The sequence below is a fragment of the Candidatus Nitrospira nitrificans genome (assembly GCF_001458775.1).
GTDB classification, from domain to species: Bacteria; Nitrospirota; Nitrospiria; order Nitrospirales; family Nitrospiraceae; genus Nitrospira_D; species Nitrospira_D nitrificans.
In genome coordinates this window covers 139,494-159,280 of the sequence record NZ_CZPZ01000036.1, presented here as the reverse complement: position 1 = coordinate 159,280, position 19,787 = coordinate 139,494, and the positions used below count along the sequence as shown (strand labels likewise).

Below are 19,787 nucleotides of genomic sequence, written 5' to 3'. Positions count from 1 at the left end.
AGCCAACCGTTCCGGTAGCACCACAGCCGCAATCGGATAACGAGGCCGTACAACCCAGCAACCCAGTACAGCCCTTTGCGGACCGGTTGTCCAGGATGCAAGAACGCCATATCAGCCCGCGCTGCTCATATCAGTTTGTCGCGAAATTGTGGAACATCGTTGATCGTGAAGCGTATTTCGTATCTCGCAAGCGAAGATACAGGCACACTCTTCTCCTCCTGCGCTTCACGCTCGCTCGCCTCGCGGACTCATCGATGCGGGCCGCGAAGCGGGCTTCACGAACAGCGAGCCACGAAGGACGACACAGGAGTCAGACACGTTTCGATCAGGTCCACACTTTGCTTCAAGGCGCCTTGGTTGTCCAGCACCGCCTGTTTAGCGGCTTGCCCCACACGATAACGAGTTTCGGACTGACCGAGCCATTCTTCAAGAGCGGCAACGAGGTCCTCCATTCCCCCCACGCGGCGACCTCCTCCGGCCTCGGACAAGAGCGCCGCAACCTCGGCACAATGGTCCGTATACGGCCCAAACATGACGGGCGTGCCCCACACGGCCGGTTCCAACAAATTGTGCCCGCCCACAGGAACGAGGGTCCCGCCGACGAATGCCACAACGGCTTCGCGATACGCGCGAGCCAGCTCTCCCCTCGTGTCCAGAATAACCACGCGCGGACCGGACCGTTTCTCCCGGATCTGACTTTTGCGTTGCACCTCAAACCCGGCTTCTCGGAGCATGATCTCCACTCGTTCCACCCGTTCGATATGACGAGGGGCCAACATGAGCACGGTTGAGGGATAAGTCCTGACGATCCGCCCATACGCCGAGACCAGCAATTCCTCTTCTCCGGGATGCGTACTGCCCGCCAGAATTAATCGTTCGTCCTCATCAAGTCCGAAGCTCCGACGGAGCGAATCGTCCGAGCCGGCATCCGGCAATGGTTGATCAAACTTGATATTCCCGGTCACGTGAACGCGCGACGGTTCAGCGCCCAACGCAACAATACGCTGTCGATCCCTGGCGGATTGCATTAAACAAAGTGTCAGCGTCTGAAGCACCGACCGATAGAAGGAGCGAATCACGGGCAGATCCTGACGACCGAATGACCGCGACGACAGCCTCCCGTTCACCAACACCGAGGGCACATCCTGCTCGCGTAAGGTCCACAGTAGGTTCGGCCAGAGTTCGGTCTCGACAAACAGGTAGAGCAATGGACGCAGGCGTCGAACCCTTCCAGCGACCGCCCATGGAAAATCAAGCGGAGCGTAGCGATGCTCGGCAATGCCTGCCAAGCGTTGTTCGACCGCCTCCCGCCCTGTTTCCGTCACGGTTGTGACAACATAACGAAGCTCCGGATGGCGTTTGTGCAGCGCCTTCACCAGCGGGGTGACGGCCACGACTTCGCCGAGCGACACCGCGTGAATCCAGATGACTGGTTTGTCTAGCCTGTCCCGTCGATGAGATAGACCGAATAGACCGGATAGACCTTCCTCCAACCCGAACCTCTGGGCCAGTCCGGGTCGGCAACGTGGCTTGGCGAGGAGGACTCCCAGAATCACAGGGAAGGCGAGCAGAAGACCGATATTGTAGAGAAGCTTCCACATGATGACGAAGTTAGCCGTGAGAAGTAAAAGGTGAAACGTCCTGCTAAATTTCCGAACCTCCTACGTTTCACGCCTCACGTTTCACGCTTCACGTCTTCTTCCGCTTGCTCCGTCAGCCGATTGAGGACCGTTTCAAGTTCAAGGCGTGTCGCCTCAAGCGAGGCATCATCGGCTTCGCGCGAGACCCAGAGCGGATTGCCGTAGAGAAACAGCCCTCTCGAAAAGGGGTACGGGACCATGTAGCGATCCCAGCTCGCAAAGAGTTTTTTTTTGAGCAGGCAAAGGCGAGCGGCACGATCGGAAGGCCCGTCGCTTTAGCCAGATGGATCACTCCAAGCTTTGCCACGTGACGAGGTCCCTTCGGGCCGTCCGGCGTCACCACCACATCCCGGCCGGACCGGCCGAGTTTGATCAGCGCCCGAAGCGCGCCGGCGCCTCCGCGCGTACTGGACCCCCGCACCGCTTCGTGGCCGAACCGGGCAATGATCCGAGCGATAATTTCCCCATCGCCATGCCGGCTGATCAGCACATGGGACCCGGTTCCTCGATAGCCGAACGGAATCATCAATTGCTGGGCATGCCAAAAGGCCAGAATGATGTGACGCCCCTCCCGATACACCGCCTCCATTGCCTCGTGGCCTTGGGTTTCATAGCGCATCGAGCGCGCGATACTTCGAAGGACCGCGGCGGCAACCGGGGGCAGCAGTGAACACTTGATCCATTGTTCGACACATTTTTTCAAATTCTTCACGCTCTGAAACTCATCACCCATCAACCATGGTCCGACATTTCTTCATACAAGCCCACATTATTCATGACGGTTCGTGACGGAACCGCCGAGCCGCCACGCGAAACGGGCACGCGGAGTCGCGAGGAAGGGAGGCATACTCGAAACAGTATGTCGACCGCCCGAGCGGCGAGCCTGCCCGCTTGGCCGTGCGCTTGCGCACGTAGCCACGTCTGTTGCAGCGGCGTATCGACGGTTGCAGTAAGCGTTCATGAATAATGTGGGCTGGTCACATCCTGGAATTGCAGGGCGTGTAGTCGTCGATAGACGCCTCCCCGCCGAAGCAATTCGTCATGGGAGCCCATTTCAACGATAGCCCCTCGCTCTAAGACGATGATGCGATCCGCGCTTTGAATAGTCGAGAGCCGATGCGCGACCACCAACGTCGTTCGATTCTTCATCAAATTGGCCAAGGCCAACTGGACGATCCGTTCGGATTCGGTGTCGAGCGCCGAGGTCGCTTCATCCAGGATCAGCAACGGCGGATCACGAAGAATGGCGCGAGCGATCGCCAATCGTTGCCGCTCGCCCCCCGACAGCTTGACCCCGCGCTCCCCGATGATCGTATCGTACCCTTTCGGCAAACGAAGGATAAAGTCGTGGGCATAGGCGAGCTTGGCCGCTTGTTCCACATCGAACGGATTGGCGTCGGACCTTCCGAACGCGATGTTGTTCCGAACGGTATCGTCAAATAAGAAAATTTCTTGCGAGACAATCCCGATATGGCTTCGCAGCGATTGCAACTCATACGACGTCAAGGGGATGCCGTCCAGAAAAATACTTCCCGCCGTCGGTTCATAGAAGCGCGGCAACAAACTAACCAATGTGGTCTTTCCACTTCCGCTGCTTCCCACAAGCGCCACGACTTCGCCGGGCTTGATGGAGAGATCGATATCGGCGAGGGCCGGAACCGATTGATTCTCATACCGCAGGGAGACGCCTTGGAATTCGATGGCCCGATTGATCCCCGACAGCGAGACCGTCCCGCGATTCCGAGACTGCTCGGTTTCTAAATCCAATACGTCAAAGACTCGATCGGCGGCCGCCAGGGCCTGTTGGATCAAATTGTTGGCCCCGGAGAGTTTTTTGATCGGCGTATAGGCCATAAACATGGCGGCCAGGAACGAGAAAAATGCACCGGGGGTCATCATCTCGTGGATGACCAAATAGCCGCCGTACCAGATGATGGTCGCCACACCGATCACCCCGATGACTTCCATCTGCGAGTGGCCGATCGACCAGACTTGATTGCTTTTCAGGGTGGTCGCAAGCACCTTACGGTTCCGCCCGCCGAATCGCTCCGCTTCCGCATCTTCCCGCCCGAATGCCTTCACCATTCTGATGCCGGAAAAGATTTCTTGGAGCGTTGAGGACATGTCACCCATTTGCTCTTGCCCGCTGGCAGCCAATCGTTTCAACCTCTGTCCGACCCGCACCATGGTCAGCGCCGACAGCGGGATCACGATCAGAGACAGACCCGCCAGTCTCCAATTCTGATAGAGGATGACCCCGACCATGGCCACAAACGTCAGGCAGTTTTGAAAAATATCCTTCACGACACTCGAGGCCGCGTTGGCCATCAGTCCCACATCATTCACGACACGAGAGACCAGACGCCCCGACGTATTCGCATCGTGAAACCCGATGGAGAGTCGCATGAGCCGTTGAAACAGTTCCTGCCGGATGTCGGCCACAACCCGATTCCCGACATAGGCCATTAAATAGCCCACCCCATAGCTGAACAGGGCTTTCAAGACCGCCACTCCCAAGATCGCCAGCGGCAGCACCAACAACAGCTGCTCGTTTTTTTCGATAAAGATGCCGTCCAGAACCGGCCGAGCGAGCCAGGCATACACGCCGCTCAAGACCGCCACCAGCCCCGAGCAGACGAAGGCCGCATAGAACCGCAGACGATACGGTTTCACATAACTCATGAGCCGCTTGAATCGTGCTATGCCTGACATGCCGCCAACACCACCTCTGCCGCCCGGACGGACGCGCCTGGCTCCCCCAACGCTTCTCGCACCTGTGCCAGACTTCGCTTCATTTCGTGATAGACTGACGGATCTTCCAAGATCCGCAGCGCCTCTTCGTAGAGCCGCTGACCGGTGGCCTCATCCTGCAACAGCTCCGGCACGACCGATCGACCTGCCACCAAATTCACAAGTCCGATCCATTTGACTCGAAGGAAAAAACCCGCGATCCAAAACTCCCATGCGGTCGTTCGGTAGAACAGCACCATGGGAGTGCCCACGACGGCTGCTTGCAGCGTGGCGGTACCCGACGCCACCAGCAACAAATCCGATACGGCCATCACTTCACTGGCTTGTTCTTTGACCAGGGTGACAGGAACCGAGCTTTGTCGCAAGAGTGGCTGCAGCAGATTATCCTGAATTGTGGAGGCCTGCGCCAAGATAAACTTCGTTTTGGGATCCCGGCGGGCCAACTGCGTCGCGGCCTGGATGAGAATCGGCAGCAGCACCTGTACTTCATGCGTCCGACTCCCCGGCAACAAGCCGATCACACGCTCATCAGGAGAGAAGCCAAACCGGGCGCGAAGCGCCGTCCGGTCGTAGGAGCCTTCAACGGCATCCAAGATGGGATGGCCGACGAACGTGCAGGGCATCCCCGCCGTGTCATAGAGGGGTTTTTCAAAAGGCAGAATGACCAATACCTGATCGACTCGTTTCTTAATCCAATACATCCGCCAGGCTCCCCAGGCCCAAATCTGCGGCGCGACATAATAGAACACGCGCAACCCGGCGCCTTTGGCAAAATAGGCGTACCGCAAGTTTAATCCGGGATTGTCGACAAAGATGACCGCATCCCACGGTTCGGACCGAAACAATCGCCGCATGAAGAAAAATCGCCGGATGATCGCCACCAACACCAAGGGTCCCACCATGCCCATCACGTCGAACTGCCCCATCCTGCAGACCAATTGCACGCCGGCCGCCTCCATCGCCGCCCCGCCGATCCCAGCCAGCGAGACCTGAGGGGCCTTGGCTCTGAGCGCCTTGGCCAGATTGGCTCCGTGGAGGTCGCCGGAAGCTTCGCCGGTAATGATCAGGATACGCGCCATGGTGATTGAGTGGAGCACAGGTCATGACCGAGATTCGACGCACGCAGCCGAGGCGGCACGGGACGGTTGATCCGTGGAGATGGTCTCATGTCTCGCGAGGCAAAGATACTGCCATCGCCGACAGCACGCGATGGGCCAGTTCCAGAGCCGCAACCCCTTCCTCGCCGGACACGATCGGGCGAGAGTCCGAACGAATCGCATGGAGGAACGATTCCAGCTGCAGTTTCAACGGCTCACCGTCTCCGGCTTGTATCTCTTCAGCTGCCAGCGCGAGCTTCCCACCGGGTTCAACCGAGCGGCGTCCGACCACGCCCTGGCGGGACTGGAAATCGATCGACAGGCACCCATCGTCTTGGAATACATGCCATTGTCGCATGGCCTTCGGTGAAATTCGACTGGCGGTAAGGTTGACGACGCACCCGCTCCTAAACCGGACACGCGCATTCGAAACATCACTGGTGGACGACAGCACCGTGGCGCCCGTGGCCCGCACATCTTCGACGGGGCCTGGATCGCAGGAGAGCACCAGGTCAAGGTCATGAATCATCAAATCCAGGACGACATCAACGTCGGTGCCCCGCCCTGTATACGTTCCCAGTCGATAGCACTCGACCAACAGCGGTTTCCGAATATGTGGCCGCATCATCTGCATGATAGGGTTGAACCGCTCACTATGTCCCACTTGCAGCACACATCGATGGTGCGCTGCCAACTTCACAAGCTCCCGCGCCTCGGTCGGCCGCACGGCGATCGGTTTCTCCACCAGCACATGCTTCCCAGCCTCAAGACAACGTTTTGCGACGGAGTAGTGACCGGATGTGGGCACGGCGATACTGACAAGGTCGACCTGCTGCAAGAAATCAGGCAGGTCACCGAATACCTGTGCGCCATGCTTCCGAGCAACGACCGAGGCGCGCCCCTGATCCGGGTCGATGACGCCGACCAGCGTCGAGTCCGGCAATGAGGCATAGAGGCGGGCATGGTGTTGACCGAGATGCCCGACCCCGATGACTCCGGCACGGAGCTTGACCATACACCTCTTGGACTGAACCGGTGAATCTCGTGATTCGATTGATGTGTCGAGTTTCTGAAATCAATAGATCAACGGATCTTCAGATTCCGAAACGTCTTCATTGACTCAGGTCGCAGTGCTTGGCTCCGCTTCGCGAGCGAGACCGACAACGGTGATGCCGGCTGTCTCCGCATTGCGGAGAAGCACTTCTCGATCCAGCATCACGGATCGACCAGCCTCGACCGCAAGCACAGAAGCCTTGACGGATTGCATGACCTCGATCGTCCGGGGGCCCACGGCCGGCAGGTCAAACCGGAGATCCTGCTGCGGCTTACTCCGCTTCACGACGACCGCGCCGTCCTTGGCCAGTTGGCCGCCACGTTTGATCGCTTCATCGGTGCCTTCGACCGCTTCGACCGCCACGACGACGCGGTCTTTGATCACGACGCATTGGCCGATGTCGAGGCGCCCCGTCTCTTTGGCCACATCCCAGCCATAGCGGATGTCCACCCACTCTTTCTTGGTCGGTTGGCGGGACGTGAGCGTTCCTTCTTCAACCAAAATCCCTTCCAGGCCGAACGTGGACTCGCAGATGGTAATGCCGTCCTTCTCGAGCTCGGCAGCGAGGGCACGGAGGATATCGTCATCCTTCCAGAGAATCAACTTCGTGGCCAGCGCCAGCACGCGGAAATCAGGACGAGCATGGCTATAGACGTGCGTTTTCTTGATGCCTCCCAGCATGACCACATTCCGGACACCGTCGGTCTTGAACGCGTTGATCAACTTGTTGAGCTGGCCGATCTTGACCCAATGGATCCGATCGACATGCTGTTCGAGCTCCGGATCGGTCTCGCCCTCGTGAGCCACCGCATAGACTTGAAGGCCCATCTTGCGGGCATTATCCGCAAAGATGATCGGAAATCGTCCGTTCCCCGCGATCACCCCGATTCGACCGTCCGCTATAGGCATGGCCAGGGTCATAGTGGCGGCGCTCACACCGGTTGATCGAACTCGCGCTCGAGGTCAGGGCTCACAGCTCTCGAGATTCCACGTTTGGTCCCCTCCATAAACGTAAGGATCTTGGCCACATCCGTCTGTCCTTTAAACTCCTTTTTGGCCAATCGAATCGCCTCGGCTGTCCGGTGGCCCGATCGGAAAAGCAAATCGAACGCCTTCTTCAGGAGGGCGATCCGATCCGCCGAGAACCCGTGCCGTTGTAATCCGACCGAATTGAGGCCGTACAGATGCGCGCGATACCCGCCGGCTGCGAACGTAAACGGGGGGATATCCTGGCCGATCGCGCAACACCCTCCGACCATCACATAGTCTCCGATGCGCACAAACTGAAGAACGCCGGTCAAGCCGCCGATGACCGCGTGATCACCGATGGTAATATGTCCCGCCAGGCTCGCCGCATTGGCCATAATGATGTGGTCGCCGAGCCGGCAATCGTGAGCCACATGCACATAGGCCATCAGAATGCCCTTGGACCCGAGAGAGGTCACGCCCCCTCCCTGAACGGTTCCCCGATTGATCGTGACATATTCACGGATGATATTGTCATGGCCGATGACGACCTTGGTCGGTTCCCCCTTATACCCAAGGTGCTGTGGAGGCCCTCCGATTGAAGCGAACGGATGCACTTCATTCCGCTCCCCGATTTCCGTCCATCCATCGATGGTCGCATGGGAAAGAAGTCGGCTCCCCTTTCCGATCATGACATGCTCCCCCACGACACAGAACGGCCCGATTTCCACGTCATGATCGAGGCTCGCCTTGGGATGAATGATCGCTGTTGGATGTATCTTCACGCATGCCCCCTTTACTCGCGTCAAACCTTGGCCGACTGCCGGATCACTGCCTGTCCCACACCGACGTACACTTCAAGAATCGAGCGCTGCTCAAACCGGCTTATTCGTGTCCGGCTTCTCGTCCATCACCATCGCCGTCACCACGGCTTCACAGACCACTTCGTTGTCGACATATGCCTTCCCTTGCATTTTCCAGAACGGCGGACGCTTCTTCAGCACTTCGATTTCAAAACGCAGCTGATCGCCCGGAACCACGGGTCGCCGAAATTTGGCCTCTTCGATGCCCGTCAGATACATAATGGTTTTTCCGACCGTGCCTCCCGACTTGAAGACCAGCACGCCGCCCACCTGGGCCATGGCTTCGATAATCAGCACCCCCGGCATCACAGGGCGTCCCGGGAAATGCCCTTGAAAGAACGGCTCATTGATCGTCACGTTTTTGATGCCGACGATCCGTTTATGCGGTTCAAACTCTTTGACTCGATCCACCAGCAAAAACGGATATCGGTGTGGAAGTAACGCCTGAATCTCAGCCTGCTCGACCGATGCCATGGGGCTTTCCTCCTCTCTGTCCTGAATAGGGCTACCGTCTACGGATTCTGTCGATCAAATTCCTTGATGACCGAATCCGTCACGTCCAACGCCGGCTGATGATAGAGGACGATGCGGATGAGCGCTTCATTGCCTTTGTCGAGGATAGCCGTATATCCCTCTTTCTGAGCCACGGCCTGCGCGGCAGTTGCGATCTTGTGCGCATATTCCGCGACCATCTCGCGCTGCTTTTGTTGAACTTCACGATTGAACTCTTGAATCCGGCGCTGATACGCCTCCATCTTGCCGCGCAACTGCTCTTCTTTCTCTTGCCGCGCCTGGTCGGCCAGCTTGACGTTCGGATCTTGTAAGGACTGATCCAAGTCTTTGAGCTCTTGCTCATCGGCGGTAATGATCTTTTGTCTGGTCATGGAATATCCCTTCACCTCTTCCAAGGCCAGCTTCCCGGCCTTGGTTCGCTCCATCACCATCTGCTGATCCATGACCCCGACCCGGATCGCCTCCCCTGCATAGAGCGGCGCAACTCCCTGCGCCAGCAATACCGCGACGCCCAGCCATGTCGCCCGCGCTGCACCCGTCATGACCCACCTCCCTCAGAACTAGGGGTATTCTCTATTGAACTCCTCGATGACCTGGCCCGAAATGTCCAGACCCTCTTCATGATAGATGGTCGGACCACCCTTACTCTTATCGACAACAACCTGCAACCCAAGACGCTTGGCGACTTTCGCGGCGATCATTTCGACCTTGTCACGAAACCCTTCCAGAACGTCTTTTTGTTTTTCTTGGACTTCCCGATTCAATTCCGAGGCCTTTTGCTGATACTCCTGCATGCGACGGCGAAACTGCTCTTCCCGTTCTCGTTTCGCGGCGGGGCTCAGAACGGAGGACTGTTTGACAAAGTCCTCTTCCATCCGACGCAACTCCTTTTCCTCCAATTCCATCAGCGCCTGTCGATTTTTTGAAAAGCCCGCCAAATTCTCCTTGGCCTTCTTGCCCGCGCTCGTCTCGTTGAGCAAGCGCTGCGAATTGATCACGCCGATTTTTCCATCGACTTTGCCTCCGCTTCCGGCGCATCCGCTCAGAGCCAACATGACGACGACCGCAGCCGACATCGCTGTCCATTCGATCCGTCCCGCTGCTCGTTTCCACCGATTCCCGTTCCAACGTACCACGCTTAGACTCCGACTAGAATAATGTCCCGATCGTAAACTCAAACACGCCGGATCGCTCACCGGTTCGCGCATCAAGATTAATCCCATAGGCGACACGCAAGGGGCCGAAGGGCGAGATCCACCGCCCCTCCAGACCGGCCGCCGGTCTCAGATCGATCGACACCGGTTCGCCGTCGTCAAAGCCCTTTCCATAGTCGAAAAAGAGCACGCCGTTCAATTTCGCCTCGGAAGAAATCGTAAAAATCAGTTCGGCATTGAAAATCAATTGCTTGGCGGCGCCGAACGGAGCGCGCGTGGTGGGAACCGTGGGGCCGGCTCGACCGAAGGCGAACCCGCGCATGGTGTTGATGCCGCCCACGAAGAATCGCTCGTTCAGCGGAATTTGTGTCCCTCCAAGCGCTTGAACCTCTCCATAACGAGCCCGCAGTGAAATCCTCATATCGAGCGGAAGCGGTGTCACCTTGATGACATCCACGTGATACTTGATGAAGTTGTTGCTCCCACCCATCAACGGCGTTCCGATATCGAACCCGCCGCCGAGCCGCCAACCGGTCCTCGGATCAAGGTAATAGTCTCTGGTGTCCCGAAACAGCGCCAACCGAAATCCCGTGGACGAGCGTGTTCCCAACTGCCGACACACGATCGGCACTAAGTCGGGACAAATGCCGAGTTGAGGATCTTTAAACGTGATTTGTTCCCCAAAGATACTGACGCTCCCCGTCACATATTCCGACAGCCAACGGCCGAGCGTGACGTTTCCGCCGGTCCGTTCCTCAAAATAGGACAGGTAATTCGTGATGCTGCGGTACCCATCGATCTGCAGCGAGGTCAAGGAATCGTTCAAATAGGGATTGCGGAAGGTAATGGACCCGAGACTCCTTCGTTGACCGAGTTGCCCGCGGATGCGCCCCATATAGCCGTACCCCCCCAAGTTGCCCTGGGTGATATCGGCGATCGCCACCAATCGATCCAAGGTGCTGAACCCACCGCCGAGGCTGAACATCCCCGTCGGTTTTTCTTTGACACGCACGTTCAGATCGACCTTGTCGGGCGCGACTTGCGCGGGCAGGATTTCGACCGTCTCGAAGAAATTCAAGTTGTTCAATCGCTGAAAACTTCGCTTCAGGGAGGCGGTGTCGATCACATCCTGTTCGTCGACTCGTATTTCTCGGCGGATGACGTTGTCTCGTGTTTTGTCGTTCCCGTAGATATTGATCTGCCGGATCCGCATCATCTCCCCTTCTTTGATGTTGAAGATGATGGTGACCGTTCGTTCTTCATTGTTCGGATTCACATTGGGCACGACTTCGGCGAACGAATACCCCTTGCTTCCGTACAGATCCGTGATACGTGTAATCTCATCTCGGATTTTGGCGCGCTGAAAGATCTCGCCATCTTTGATCCTCACTCCCGCTCGAAGCTCAGGATCTTCAAACACCGTGTGCCCTCGAAATCCTACTTCGGCTATGGTGAACGGCTCTCCCTCGGTAATGGGGTAGCTGACGGTGAACCATTTTTTATCTTCGGTGAGCTCCACCGACGGCTGGCCGACCCGAACATTGAAGTACCCCTTGTTCAGCAGCACTTCCCTGATCCGCTCAACGTCGTTGCTCACCTCGTCGCGTTTTAAGACGCCCGCGTCGGACACCAGCGACGGCAGCTTGAGCTTCGTGAAGAAGCCGTACCACGGGATCCATTCCCGAGTCGACATGACACTGAACATCTCGGCCTTCGTCGCCGCGCGCAACCCTTCGAATATCACCGTCTTGATCTTGGCTTTCTCCCCTTCCGTGATATGGAACGTCAGGCGCTTCCGATCCTCATCGAGGGCCTCGATCACGGGAACGACCTGCGCGTTGTAATAGCCGTCATGCTGGTAGACCCGCAGGATGGTCTCGGCGCTTTCCTTCACCTGTTGTTGGTCAAGAAATGTCTGGCTCTTGATCGTGGTTTTTTCCTTCAGCTTCTCGTCGGTCAACTGTTGGTTCCCGTCGAAGACGATTTCCGTGATGAACGGCTTCTCTTGCACGACAAAGGTCACCGCCATCCCCTCGGCAATCGATTCCGTTTCAACCTGCACATCCTCGAAAAATCCCGTGTCGTATAAAATCTTCACTTGTCCACGCACATGGTCCGGCGTATAGCGATCACCGGCCTTCAGCGTGAGCCGACCGGCAATCGCCGGCGCTTCGATTCGTTTAGTACCCCGGATCTCGATCGAGGAGATCTTGAGTTCAGGGGCCTGAGCAAGGGCTTCGAGCACGCCCCACAACACAGAGACGACCATGACCGCGATCACGAACGATCGAGGTCTGTAGACGGCATGCTCGGTCACCGAGCAGGGTTCCTGTGACGAAGTCTGGAGATGAATGATGCGGCTGGAACCGTCACACAGGTCCTCTCCGTTGTTGACCGCACGCTCACCATCTACGAGTCAGCCTATCGTGTTCTGGGAAGCGCGCGCCCCAGCGAGTGTTCTTGGTGGAAATCCGAAGCCAGGCAGCTCTACCACATGAGCATCGCTCACGTCACCTGACCGCGCAAAACTTCCGGATTATATTGAGGTCATCCGGCATTGTAAAGAAGTGACCCGCCGTTGGTCTGATCCGGCGCATGCATAATCTTTATGTCGCGATGATTCTGTCGCTGCATGAAGGACAGTGTGTCGATCCTCACCGCCTCCGTCGATGCGGAGAGAATCTGTTATGGAGCATTCCTCGGTCATGCGCTTCTCTTTCCTGGAAGCGACACCGTCGCGTTCGCTGCGATGAGTTCGTCCGTTTCTTGACTTCACCCCCCCCATCACATACTATCCTTCCATGTCACGCCTGACGGTGAGAAAAGCGATCATTCCAGCCGCCGGCCTTGGGACGCGGTTCCTTCCTGCCACAAAGGCCTCCCCCAAGGAGATGCTGCCGTTGGTCGACAAACCACTCATCCAATATACGGTCGAAGAAGCGGTGGCCTCCGGCATCGAAGACATCATCGTGATTACCGGCCGCGGCAAACGCGCGATTGAAGATCACTTCGATCGCTCCGTCGAGTTGGAAGAAAATCTGAAAGGCACCGGCAAAAGTCAGGTGCTCCATCAAATCCGACAGATCTCGAACCTCGCGAACTTTTGCTACGTGCGGCAATCCGAAGCCCTCGGCTTGGGGCATGCCGTATTGTGCGCGCAACACCTGATCGGCGATGAACCCTTCGCCGTTATTCTCGGCGATGAGATCATCGACGCGGATGTTCCAGGGCTTGCGCAATTGATCCACATCTATAAAAAGCGCCATGGGGCGGTGCTCGGGGTGCAGGAAGTTCCCAAGGCGGACGTCAGCCGGTACGGCATCGTCACTCCCAAGCGCCTCGCTCACGGCCTGCATCGGGTCGAGGATTTGGTCGAAAAACCATCGCCCACCGATGCCCCATCCACGCTCGCCGTGATCGGCCGGTATATCCTTCCTCCGGAAATTTTCCCGATCCTGAGGAAAACCGCTCCTGGAAAGAACGGAGAAATTCAGCTGACCGATGCGCTCAGGACGCTGGCAAGAAAATCTCCGATGTATGCGCTTGAGGTGGAGGGACAGCGCCATGATGCCGGAGACAAACTGGGCTTTTTAATCGCCACCGTTGAGTTTGGGTTGAAGAACCCGGCATTGGGAGCAGAGTTCCGCGACTATCTTTCGACCAGAATGCACGCTGTCTCGAATACTCGTCGAGGATGACCCCATCAGTCGTGGTGGTCACTCCGTCGCGAGGTTTCCGGCAACGATCGTTGGTCACCCTCTTGAAATGTGGACGAATCGTTCGACCCAATTCAACACGTATTCAACGCGCAACCCCGAAAGATCGCTCAGCTCCATATGATGGACCGCAGAGGCGCGAATGCCGGATAACTTCAGGATGCTCAAAAAGGCTGCTGTTCTCACCGGTCCAGCCCCAGTGCGCCCGCTGGCGGACTTTTTCAGCATCCTGTCAGATAAAGAACAGGCAGGCACATGACCGACCCAAACGAACAAGACATTCAGCCTCCCCAAAACATTGAAGTGCCCGGTCAGCTTCCGCTCTTGCCCGTCCGGGATATCGTCGTCTTTCCGTACATGGTGCTTCCCCTGTTCGTCGGACGCGACATGTCGATCAAGGCCATCGAAGCGGCCCTTGCCGGGAATCGGATGATCTTCCTCGCGACGCAAAAAGCGCTCGACGTCGAAAATCCCGCGCAAAAAGACATCCATACGATCGGCACCGTCGGCATCATCATGCGGATGTTGAAGCTGCCGGATGAACGCATCAAAATTTTGGTGCAGGGCATCGCCAAAGCGAAAATCACCAAATACATTCAGACCGACCCCTACTACTCAGTTCGGATCGACAAGCTCGTCGATACGAAGCCGACGGCCACGCCGCTTGAAGCGGAAGCCGTCATGCGGACCGTGAAGGAACAGATCGAACGAATCGTGAGCCTCGGGAAAGTCTTGATCCCCGATGTCATGGTCGTCATCGAAAACCTCGAGGAGCCGGGCCGCTTGGCCGATATGGTGGCCTCCAATCTCGGCCTCAAGGTCGATGTCACCCAGGCCGTCTTGGAAATCTCCGACCCGATTCACCGCCTTCGCCAGGTGAGCGACATTCTCGGGAAGGAAATCGAAGTCCTCTCCATGCAGCAAAAGATCCAGGCGCAAGCCAAAGGCGAGATGGACAAGACGCAGCGTGAGTATTTTCTACGGGAACAACTGAAGGCGATTCAAAAAGAGTTGGGTGAACTCGATGAACGGGCGGAAGAAGTCACGGAATTCCGCAAACGCATCAAGGACGCGAAGATGCCGGACAAGGTCTTGAAGGAGACTGAAAAGCAGCTCAAGCGTCTCGAAAAAATGCACCCGGACACCGCCGAATCCGCAACGGTGCGAACCTATTTGGAATGGATGGTCGAATTACCGTGGTCCAAACGATCGAAGGATAACCTCGATCTCAAGGCTGCCGCCAAGGTGTTGAATGACGACCACTACGACCTCGAAAAGGTCAAGGAACGAATCCTGGAATATCTGGCCGTCCGAAAGCTCAAAGAAAAGATGAAAGGCCCGATTCTCTGCTTCGTCGGCCCACCGGGAGTCGGGAAAACCTCGCTGGGGAAATCGATCGCTCGGGCATTGGGGCGTGAGTTTGTCCGTATCAGCTTGGGCGGCGTCCGAGATGAGGCCGAAATCCGCGGCCACCGCCGCACCTATGTCGGCGCATTACCCGGACGCATCATTCAGGGTCTGAAACAGGCCGGAACGAGCAATCCGGTGTTCATGCTCGACGAGGTCGACAAGGTCGGGATGGATTTCCGAGGAGATCCCTCGGCGGCCTTGTTGGAAGTGCTCGACCCGGAACAGAACAGTGCGTTTACCGACCACTATCTCGGCGCTCCATTCGACCTGACCGAAGTGATGTTCATCACCACGGCGAATTTGATCGATCCCATCCTTCCCGCGTTGCGCGATCGCATGGAGGTCATCGAGATCCCGGGATATACCGAAGAAGAGAAACTCGGCATCGCCCAGAAATACCTGATTCCCCGCCAACTCGAAGAGCATGGAATTACGAACAAACATGTCCGTCTGACGGAGCCGGCCATTCGACAGATCATCTCGCATTACACCCGCGAAGCAGGCGTGCGGAATTTGGAACGCGAGATTGCCAACGTGATGCGCAAGGTCGCGAAAAAAGTCGCCGAGGGCAAAGGTCAGGGATTTCCCGTCGATCCATCGAATCTCAATAAATACCTTGGAGTGTCGAAGTATGTGCCGGAAGCAGAGCTCGAAAAAGACGAAATCGGCGTGGCGACCGGCCTGGCCTGGACGGAAGCGGGCGGCGATGTGCTCTATATCGAGGCGACGGTGATGAAGGGGAAAGGCCAACTGACCCTCACCGGCCATCTGGGAGATGTGATGAAAGAGTCCGCTCAAGCCGCGCTCAGCTATGTCCGTTCACGGGAAAAAACTTTGAATCTCAACCCCGATATGTTCAGCAAACAAGACTTGCATATCCATGTGCCGGCCGGAGCCATCCCCAAGGACGGTCCATCGGCCGGCATCACGATGGCCACGGCTATCGCCTCGGCATTTTCCGGGACTCCCGCGAGACGAGATTTGGCCATGACCGGAGAAATCACCCTCCGCGGACGCGTCCTCCCGATCGGAGGACTCAAGGAAAAGATTTTGGCCGCAAAACGGGCGAAACTTACCACCGTCATTCTCCCGCATCGGAATAAAAAGGATCTGGAGGAAATCCCCAAACATCTCCTCAAAGGCATTCAATTGGCGTTCGTCGAAACCATGGACGACGTCATGAAGATCGCCCTCCGCCGAAAAGCCACGGCTTCGCCGGCCTCTCGGAAGCCATCGACGCCTCCGGCGCCATCACGCATTCCCCCCCTTCGATCCGGCAAAGGGCGACGGACGCACGAACTTCCCGCTACGGTGATGGCAAACCGAGCACCGGCACGGTCGTAGGATCACAGCGTGGCCCGCCGTCAGGCCAGCCCTCCCCTTCGAGAATTTTCGCTCATCCGAACGCTCGATCGTCGGTTTTCCCGGCGCGCGCCAGGGCTCGTCCAAGGCATCGGCGACGACGCCGCCGTGATTGCGACCTCCTCGCCCACGTGGTGGCACCTCACGACGGACTTGCTTGCCGAAGGCATTCATTTTGACATGAAGTCAGCGACCCCTGAGTCCGTCGGATACCGGGCAGCCATGGCCAACCTCAGCGATATTGCCGCCATGGGAGCCGTCCCCCGTTATCTCCTCATCTCACTCGCCATCCCGAAAACATGGACGCGGTCGCACATCCACAAACTCTACACCGGCTTGATGAAGGCCTGCCGCCCGTATGGCGTGGCACTCGTCGGTGGGGATACCTCGGCGTCCAAGACCGGACTTTTTCTCAGCATCACGCTGGTCGGCGCGACGAACAAGCGCCGGGCCCTGTTTCGACACGGCGCCAAAGCGGGAGATCTCATTTACGTTTCGGGAACGCTCGGAGACTCCCTCGCAGGCCTCACGCTCTCGATGGGCCACACAGGCTCAGGCCCGTCAAGCAAAAGAAAATCCGTGTTCTCACGCGCTCATCGAGCGTTTCTGCTCCGCCGCCACTTTCTCCCGACCGCGAGGGTCGCCGAAGGCCGGTGGCTCAACGAGAAACGATTCGCCTCCGCCGCCATCGATCTGTCCGACGGCCTCTCCGGAGATCTTTACCGTCTGTGCGAAGAGAGCCGAGTCGGCGCGGAGGTAGAACTCGATCAGATTCCGATTTCACCGGCCTGCCGAGGCTATGCCCGGGCGATGGGAGTCTCGCCGATTCGACTCGCGCTCACCGGCGGTGAAGACTATGAGCTTCTGTTCACCACGCCGCCGCTCAACCGTGAGAAGATGGAGCGGCAAGCACGATCATGCGGCTATCGCATAACCCGTATCGGAACGATTCGCGCGCAACGATTCGGGATTCAGATGACGGCCGACGGTCGGACACAGCCTCTGCCGGCCACAAGTTACGAGCATTTCCGTTGATGGCCGACACCAGTCACCAGCCCTCCTCTCAGCGGAGTCGATCATTCCGGGCACTCTTGCGCCAAGTCCTCCATTTACAGGAGTCACCACAACGCACCGCGTTGGCCTTCGCGCTGGGCGTCTTCATCGCGTTTTCCCCGGCCTATGGCCTGCATACCGCGTTGGTGGTGCTGTGCACCTGGCTATTCGGGCTCAATTTCTTGGCCTTGCTCACCGGTGCTTTGGTCAATAATCCCTGGACGGTCATTCCGATCTTAGGCGCAACCTACTGGACCGGCGCGCTTTTACTCGGACGTACGGATCAACCGACCTTCGACTGGCAGGATATGAGTTTCAGCGGCATCTATCAGCAAGTCCTTCCCTACGCTGTTCCCTTCATGCTCGGAGGACTTGTTCTCAGTGTGCTTGGAGCCCTGTTATCCTATCCGGCCGCCTACATGTTTTTCCAAAAATATCGTGCCCCCACCAAATCCACGACCGAGCCGTTGCCGCCCTCCAACGGGGTGGGCTAAGATGCCCATTGACCATGGAATCAGCAGACCGACTGAACGCTCCATATGACGGCTCGGCGCTCATCGCCGATCCCATCCACAAATACGTCACCTTCACCGTCCCCTATGCCCAGCCTGATCCGCATGAACACACCGAGAAAGACCTGATCGACTCGCCCTGGGTTCAGCGGCTGCGGGCCATCTACCAACTACAGAGTGCTCGCTGGGTCTATCCCTCCGCGGAACATACCCGGTTCGTGCATTCACTTGGAACGATGCACGTCGCGGGGCAGTTTGCGCGACACCTGTACCCATTCCTGAAGAAAGTCGTGAAGGATGTGCCCTCTCCAAATTTCGTCGAAGAGTTTCTACGTGTCACAGCCTTGGTCCACGACATCGGACACGGACCGTTTTGCCATTTCTTCGACGACAATTTTCTCCATGCCCATGGCCTCACCCATGAACGGCTGGGCCAGATCATCATCCGGGAACATTTGGCTCCCCTCATCAGGAAAATCCGCCGAAGTCCGTCCGGCCCCTTTGCGAAAGGGGAAGAACTGAATCCGGACCAAATCGCTCATTTGATCCTCAAGGAAAAAGGCAAGGATAATTCCCGCCTCCCTCGATGGTTGAACATGCTGCAGCCCGTGATCTCCGGAAGTTACACCGGAGATAATCTGGACTATGTCTTGAGGGACTCGTATATGTGCGGCGTGGCGGTCGGCCCGGTCGATCTGACACGGTTGATTCATTACACGATCGTGACAGAAAAAGGATTCACCATTCACAAGACAGGACTTCCATCCCTCCAAATGTTCCTGAACACCAGGATGTACCTCTACTCCAACGTCTACTTCCATCGCACCACCAGGGCGATCGACATCCATCTGCGGGACATCTTCGGCCAGACGATGCAGCTGCTCTCTCCCATGGATCCGCGTAAGAATATGGATCGGTATCGCACCCTGACCGATTGGTCGCTCTTGGAAGAAGTCCGAGGATGGACCCAGTCCCGCCACAAAGCCCGCCGGCAGTTAGGACAGGAGTGGGCACGGATCTTGGGCCGAGATATCAAATGGAAAATGGCCTACAGCACGACGTTGAAAGAAAAAGGACAGGAACGCGGCATGGCATTTCCCAGCCAGCGGCATTTTGAGCAGCAAATTACCAAAGAGCTGCCGTCCGGCTTGAGGCGGCTGCCGTTTCGCGTGGACATGGCCCTGTTGGACCCACGGCCCGACCCCAAAGACCGCCGTGGAAATCCTCTCTACGTGTACGACCCCGGAACCGGTCAGGTTTCGACCGAGCCGCTGGAAGAATGCTTAGATCTTCTGCCCACAAGACTCATCCAGTTTCGAATCTATTCTCCCGACCACCACCACGACGCCGCTCTCTCGCAAGCTGCCGCGACTGTCCTCAATAAAACCCCGACCAGCCTCGAATCCAATTACTGACCAATCGCGGCTAAGTCCCATTTTTGAACAATCCTGCAGGCCGAAGACACCGTTTCGTCCACTTCCTCTCGGACTTCCATCTCACTATCAATTTCAGGTGATAGAACATGTTGAACTTAGGCAAGTGGTCACAGAAGTTCTCCATTTCCTCAGGCCGTATGTGCTCATACTCCCTGCGCGCTTGAGATTCTTGTTCCTCTTTTCATGACAAGGCCTTTTCCCTTCTACTGGAGCTGGGCAAGCATCCTGCATTGGACGAGTTGATCTGAGGCTCGATTGAG

The 19,787-nt window shown here is 57.3% G+C and carries 17 protein-coding genes; 6 read left to right on the top strand and 11 right to left on the bottom strand.

The window, feature by feature from the left end:
- Positions 1 to 275 precede the first annotated feature (275 nt).
- From COMA2_RS19635 to bamA, 11 genes are all read right to left on the bottom strand, one after another.
- Positions 276 to 1,601 (bottom strand): 3-deoxy-D-manno-octulosonic acid transferase, encoded by a 1,326-nt coding sequence (locus COMA2_RS19635; RefSeq protein ID WP_090902599.1) that lies wholly within the window; start codon positions 1,599 to 1,601, stop codon positions 276 to 278.
- Positions 1,602 to 1,713: 112 nt separating this feature from the next.
- Positions 1,714 to 2,373 carry a lysophospholipid acyltransferase family protein gene (locus tag COMA2_RS19630; protein WP_090902596.1) on the bottom strand — a complete coding sequence of 220 codons (660 nt, stop codon included), beginning with the start codon at positions 2,371 to 2,373 and terminating at the stop codon, positions 1,714 to 1,716.
- A gap of 224 nt (positions 2,374 to 2,597) precedes the next feature.
- Positions 2,598 to 4,352, bottom strand: a complete 1,755-nt coding sequence (gene msbA / locus COMA2_RS19625) for a lipid A export permease/ATP-binding protein MsbA (protein WP_090902593.1) — start codon at positions 4,350 to 4,352, stop codon at positions 2,598 to 2,600.
- Complete coding sequence (gene lpxB / locus COMA2_RS19620) at positions 4,340 to 5,470, bottom strand: lipid-A-disaccharide synthase (RefSeq protein ID WP_090902590.1); 1,131 nt, start codon at positions 5,468 to 5,470, stop codon at positions 4,340 to 4,342. Before lpxB ends, msbA begins: the two co-directional genes overlap by 13 nt.
- 85 nt (positions 5,471 to 5,555) lie before the next feature.
- Positions 5,556 to 6,503, bottom strand: coding sequence for a Gfo/Idh/MocA family protein (locus COMA2_RS19615; RefSeq protein ID WP_090902587.1), 948 nt, complete (start codon positions 6,501 to 6,503; stop codon positions 5,556 to 5,558).
- A gap of 105 nt (positions 6,504 to 6,608) precedes the next feature.
- The gene (locus tag COMA2_RS19610; protein WP_090902641.1) at positions 6,609 to 7,451 is read right to left on the bottom strand and encodes an LpxI family protein; all 843 of its coding nucleotides are present in this window, start codon (positions 7,449 to 7,451) and stop codon (positions 6,609 to 6,611) included.
- Between the two features lie 23 nt (positions 7,452 to 7,474).
- On the bottom strand, positions 7,475 to 8,293 hold the full coding sequence (gene lpxA, locus COMA2_RS19605; protein ID WP_090902584.1) for an acyl-ACP--UDP-N-acetylglucosamine O-acyltransferase: 819 nt from the start codon (positions 8,291 to 8,293) through the stop codon (positions 7,475 to 7,477).
- A 90-nt stretch (positions 8,294 to 8,383) separates the two neighbouring features.
- Positions 8,384 to 8,872 (bottom strand): 3-hydroxyacyl-ACP dehydratase FabZ, encoded by a 489-nt coding sequence (gene fabZ, locus COMA2_RS19600; RefSeq protein WP_407919025.1) that lies wholly within the window; start codon positions 8,870 to 8,872, stop codon positions 8,384 to 8,386.
- 11 nt (positions 8,873 to 8,883) lie between these two features.
- The gene (locus tag COMA2_RS19595; RefSeq protein WP_090902578.1) at positions 8,884 to 9,426 is read right to left on the bottom strand and encodes an OmpH/Skp family outer membrane protein; all 543 of its coding nucleotides are present in this window, start codon (positions 9,424 to 9,426) and stop codon (positions 8,884 to 8,886) included.
- Positions 9,427 to 9,444: 18 nt separating this feature from the next.
- Positions 9,445 to 10,020, bottom strand: coding sequence for an OmpH/Skp family outer membrane protein (locus tag COMA2_RS19590; protein ID WP_175304746.1), 576 nt, complete (start codon positions 10,018 to 10,020; stop codon positions 9,445 to 9,447).
- Positions 10,021 to 10,033: 13 nt separating this feature from the next.
- Positions 10,034 to 12,355, bottom strand: a complete 2,322-nt coding sequence (gene bamA, locus COMA2_RS19585; RefSeq protein WP_245631124.1) for an outer membrane protein assembly factor BamA — start codon at positions 12,353 to 12,355, stop codon at positions 10,034 to 10,036.
- 30 nt (positions 12,356 to 12,385) lie between these two features.
- Between bamA and COMA2_RS20395 the strand changes: the two genes are divergently transcribed.
- From COMA2_RS20395 to COMA2_RS19560, 6 genes are all read left to right on the top strand, one after another.
- Positions 12,386 to 12,556 carry a hypothetical protein gene (locus tag COMA2_RS20395; RefSeq protein WP_175304745.1) on the top strand — a complete coding sequence of 57 codons (171 nt, stop codon included), beginning with the start codon at positions 12,386 to 12,388 and terminating at the stop codon, positions 12,554 to 12,556.
- 283 nt (positions 12,557 to 12,839) lie between these two features.
- Positions 12,840 to 13,736, top strand: coding sequence for a UTP--glucose-1-phosphate uridylyltransferase GalU (gene galU, locus COMA2_RS19580; protein WP_175304744.1), 897 nt, complete (start codon positions 12,840 to 12,842; stop codon positions 13,734 to 13,736).
- A gap of 273 nt (positions 13,737 to 14,009) precedes the next feature.
- Positions 14,010 to 16,508, top strand: coding sequence for an endopeptidase La (gene lon, locus COMA2_RS19575; protein WP_090902572.1), 2,499 nt, complete (start codon positions 14,010 to 14,012; stop codon positions 16,506 to 16,508).
- Positions 16,509 to 16,517: 9 nt separating this feature from the next.
- Positions 16,518 to 17,561, top strand: coding sequence for a thiamine-phosphate kinase (thiL, locus tag COMA2_RS19570; protein WP_090902569.1), 1,044 nt, complete (start codon positions 16,518 to 16,520; stop codon positions 17,559 to 17,561).
- Positions 17,561 to 18,073 carry a DUF2062 domain-containing protein gene (locus COMA2_RS19565; protein ID WP_090902566.1) on the top strand — a complete coding sequence of 171 codons (513 nt, stop codon included), beginning with the start codon at positions 17,561 to 17,563 and terminating at the stop codon, positions 18,071 to 18,073. Before thiL ends, COMA2_RS19565 begins: the two co-directional genes overlap by 1 nt.
- Positions 18,074 to 18,087: 14 nt before the next feature.
- Positions 18,088 to 19,506 (top strand): HD domain-containing protein, encoded by a 1,419-nt coding sequence (locus COMA2_RS19560; protein ID WP_090902563.1) that lies wholly within the window; start codon positions 18,088 to 18,090, stop codon positions 19,504 to 19,506.
- Positions 19,507 to 19,787 lie beyond the last annotated feature (281 nt).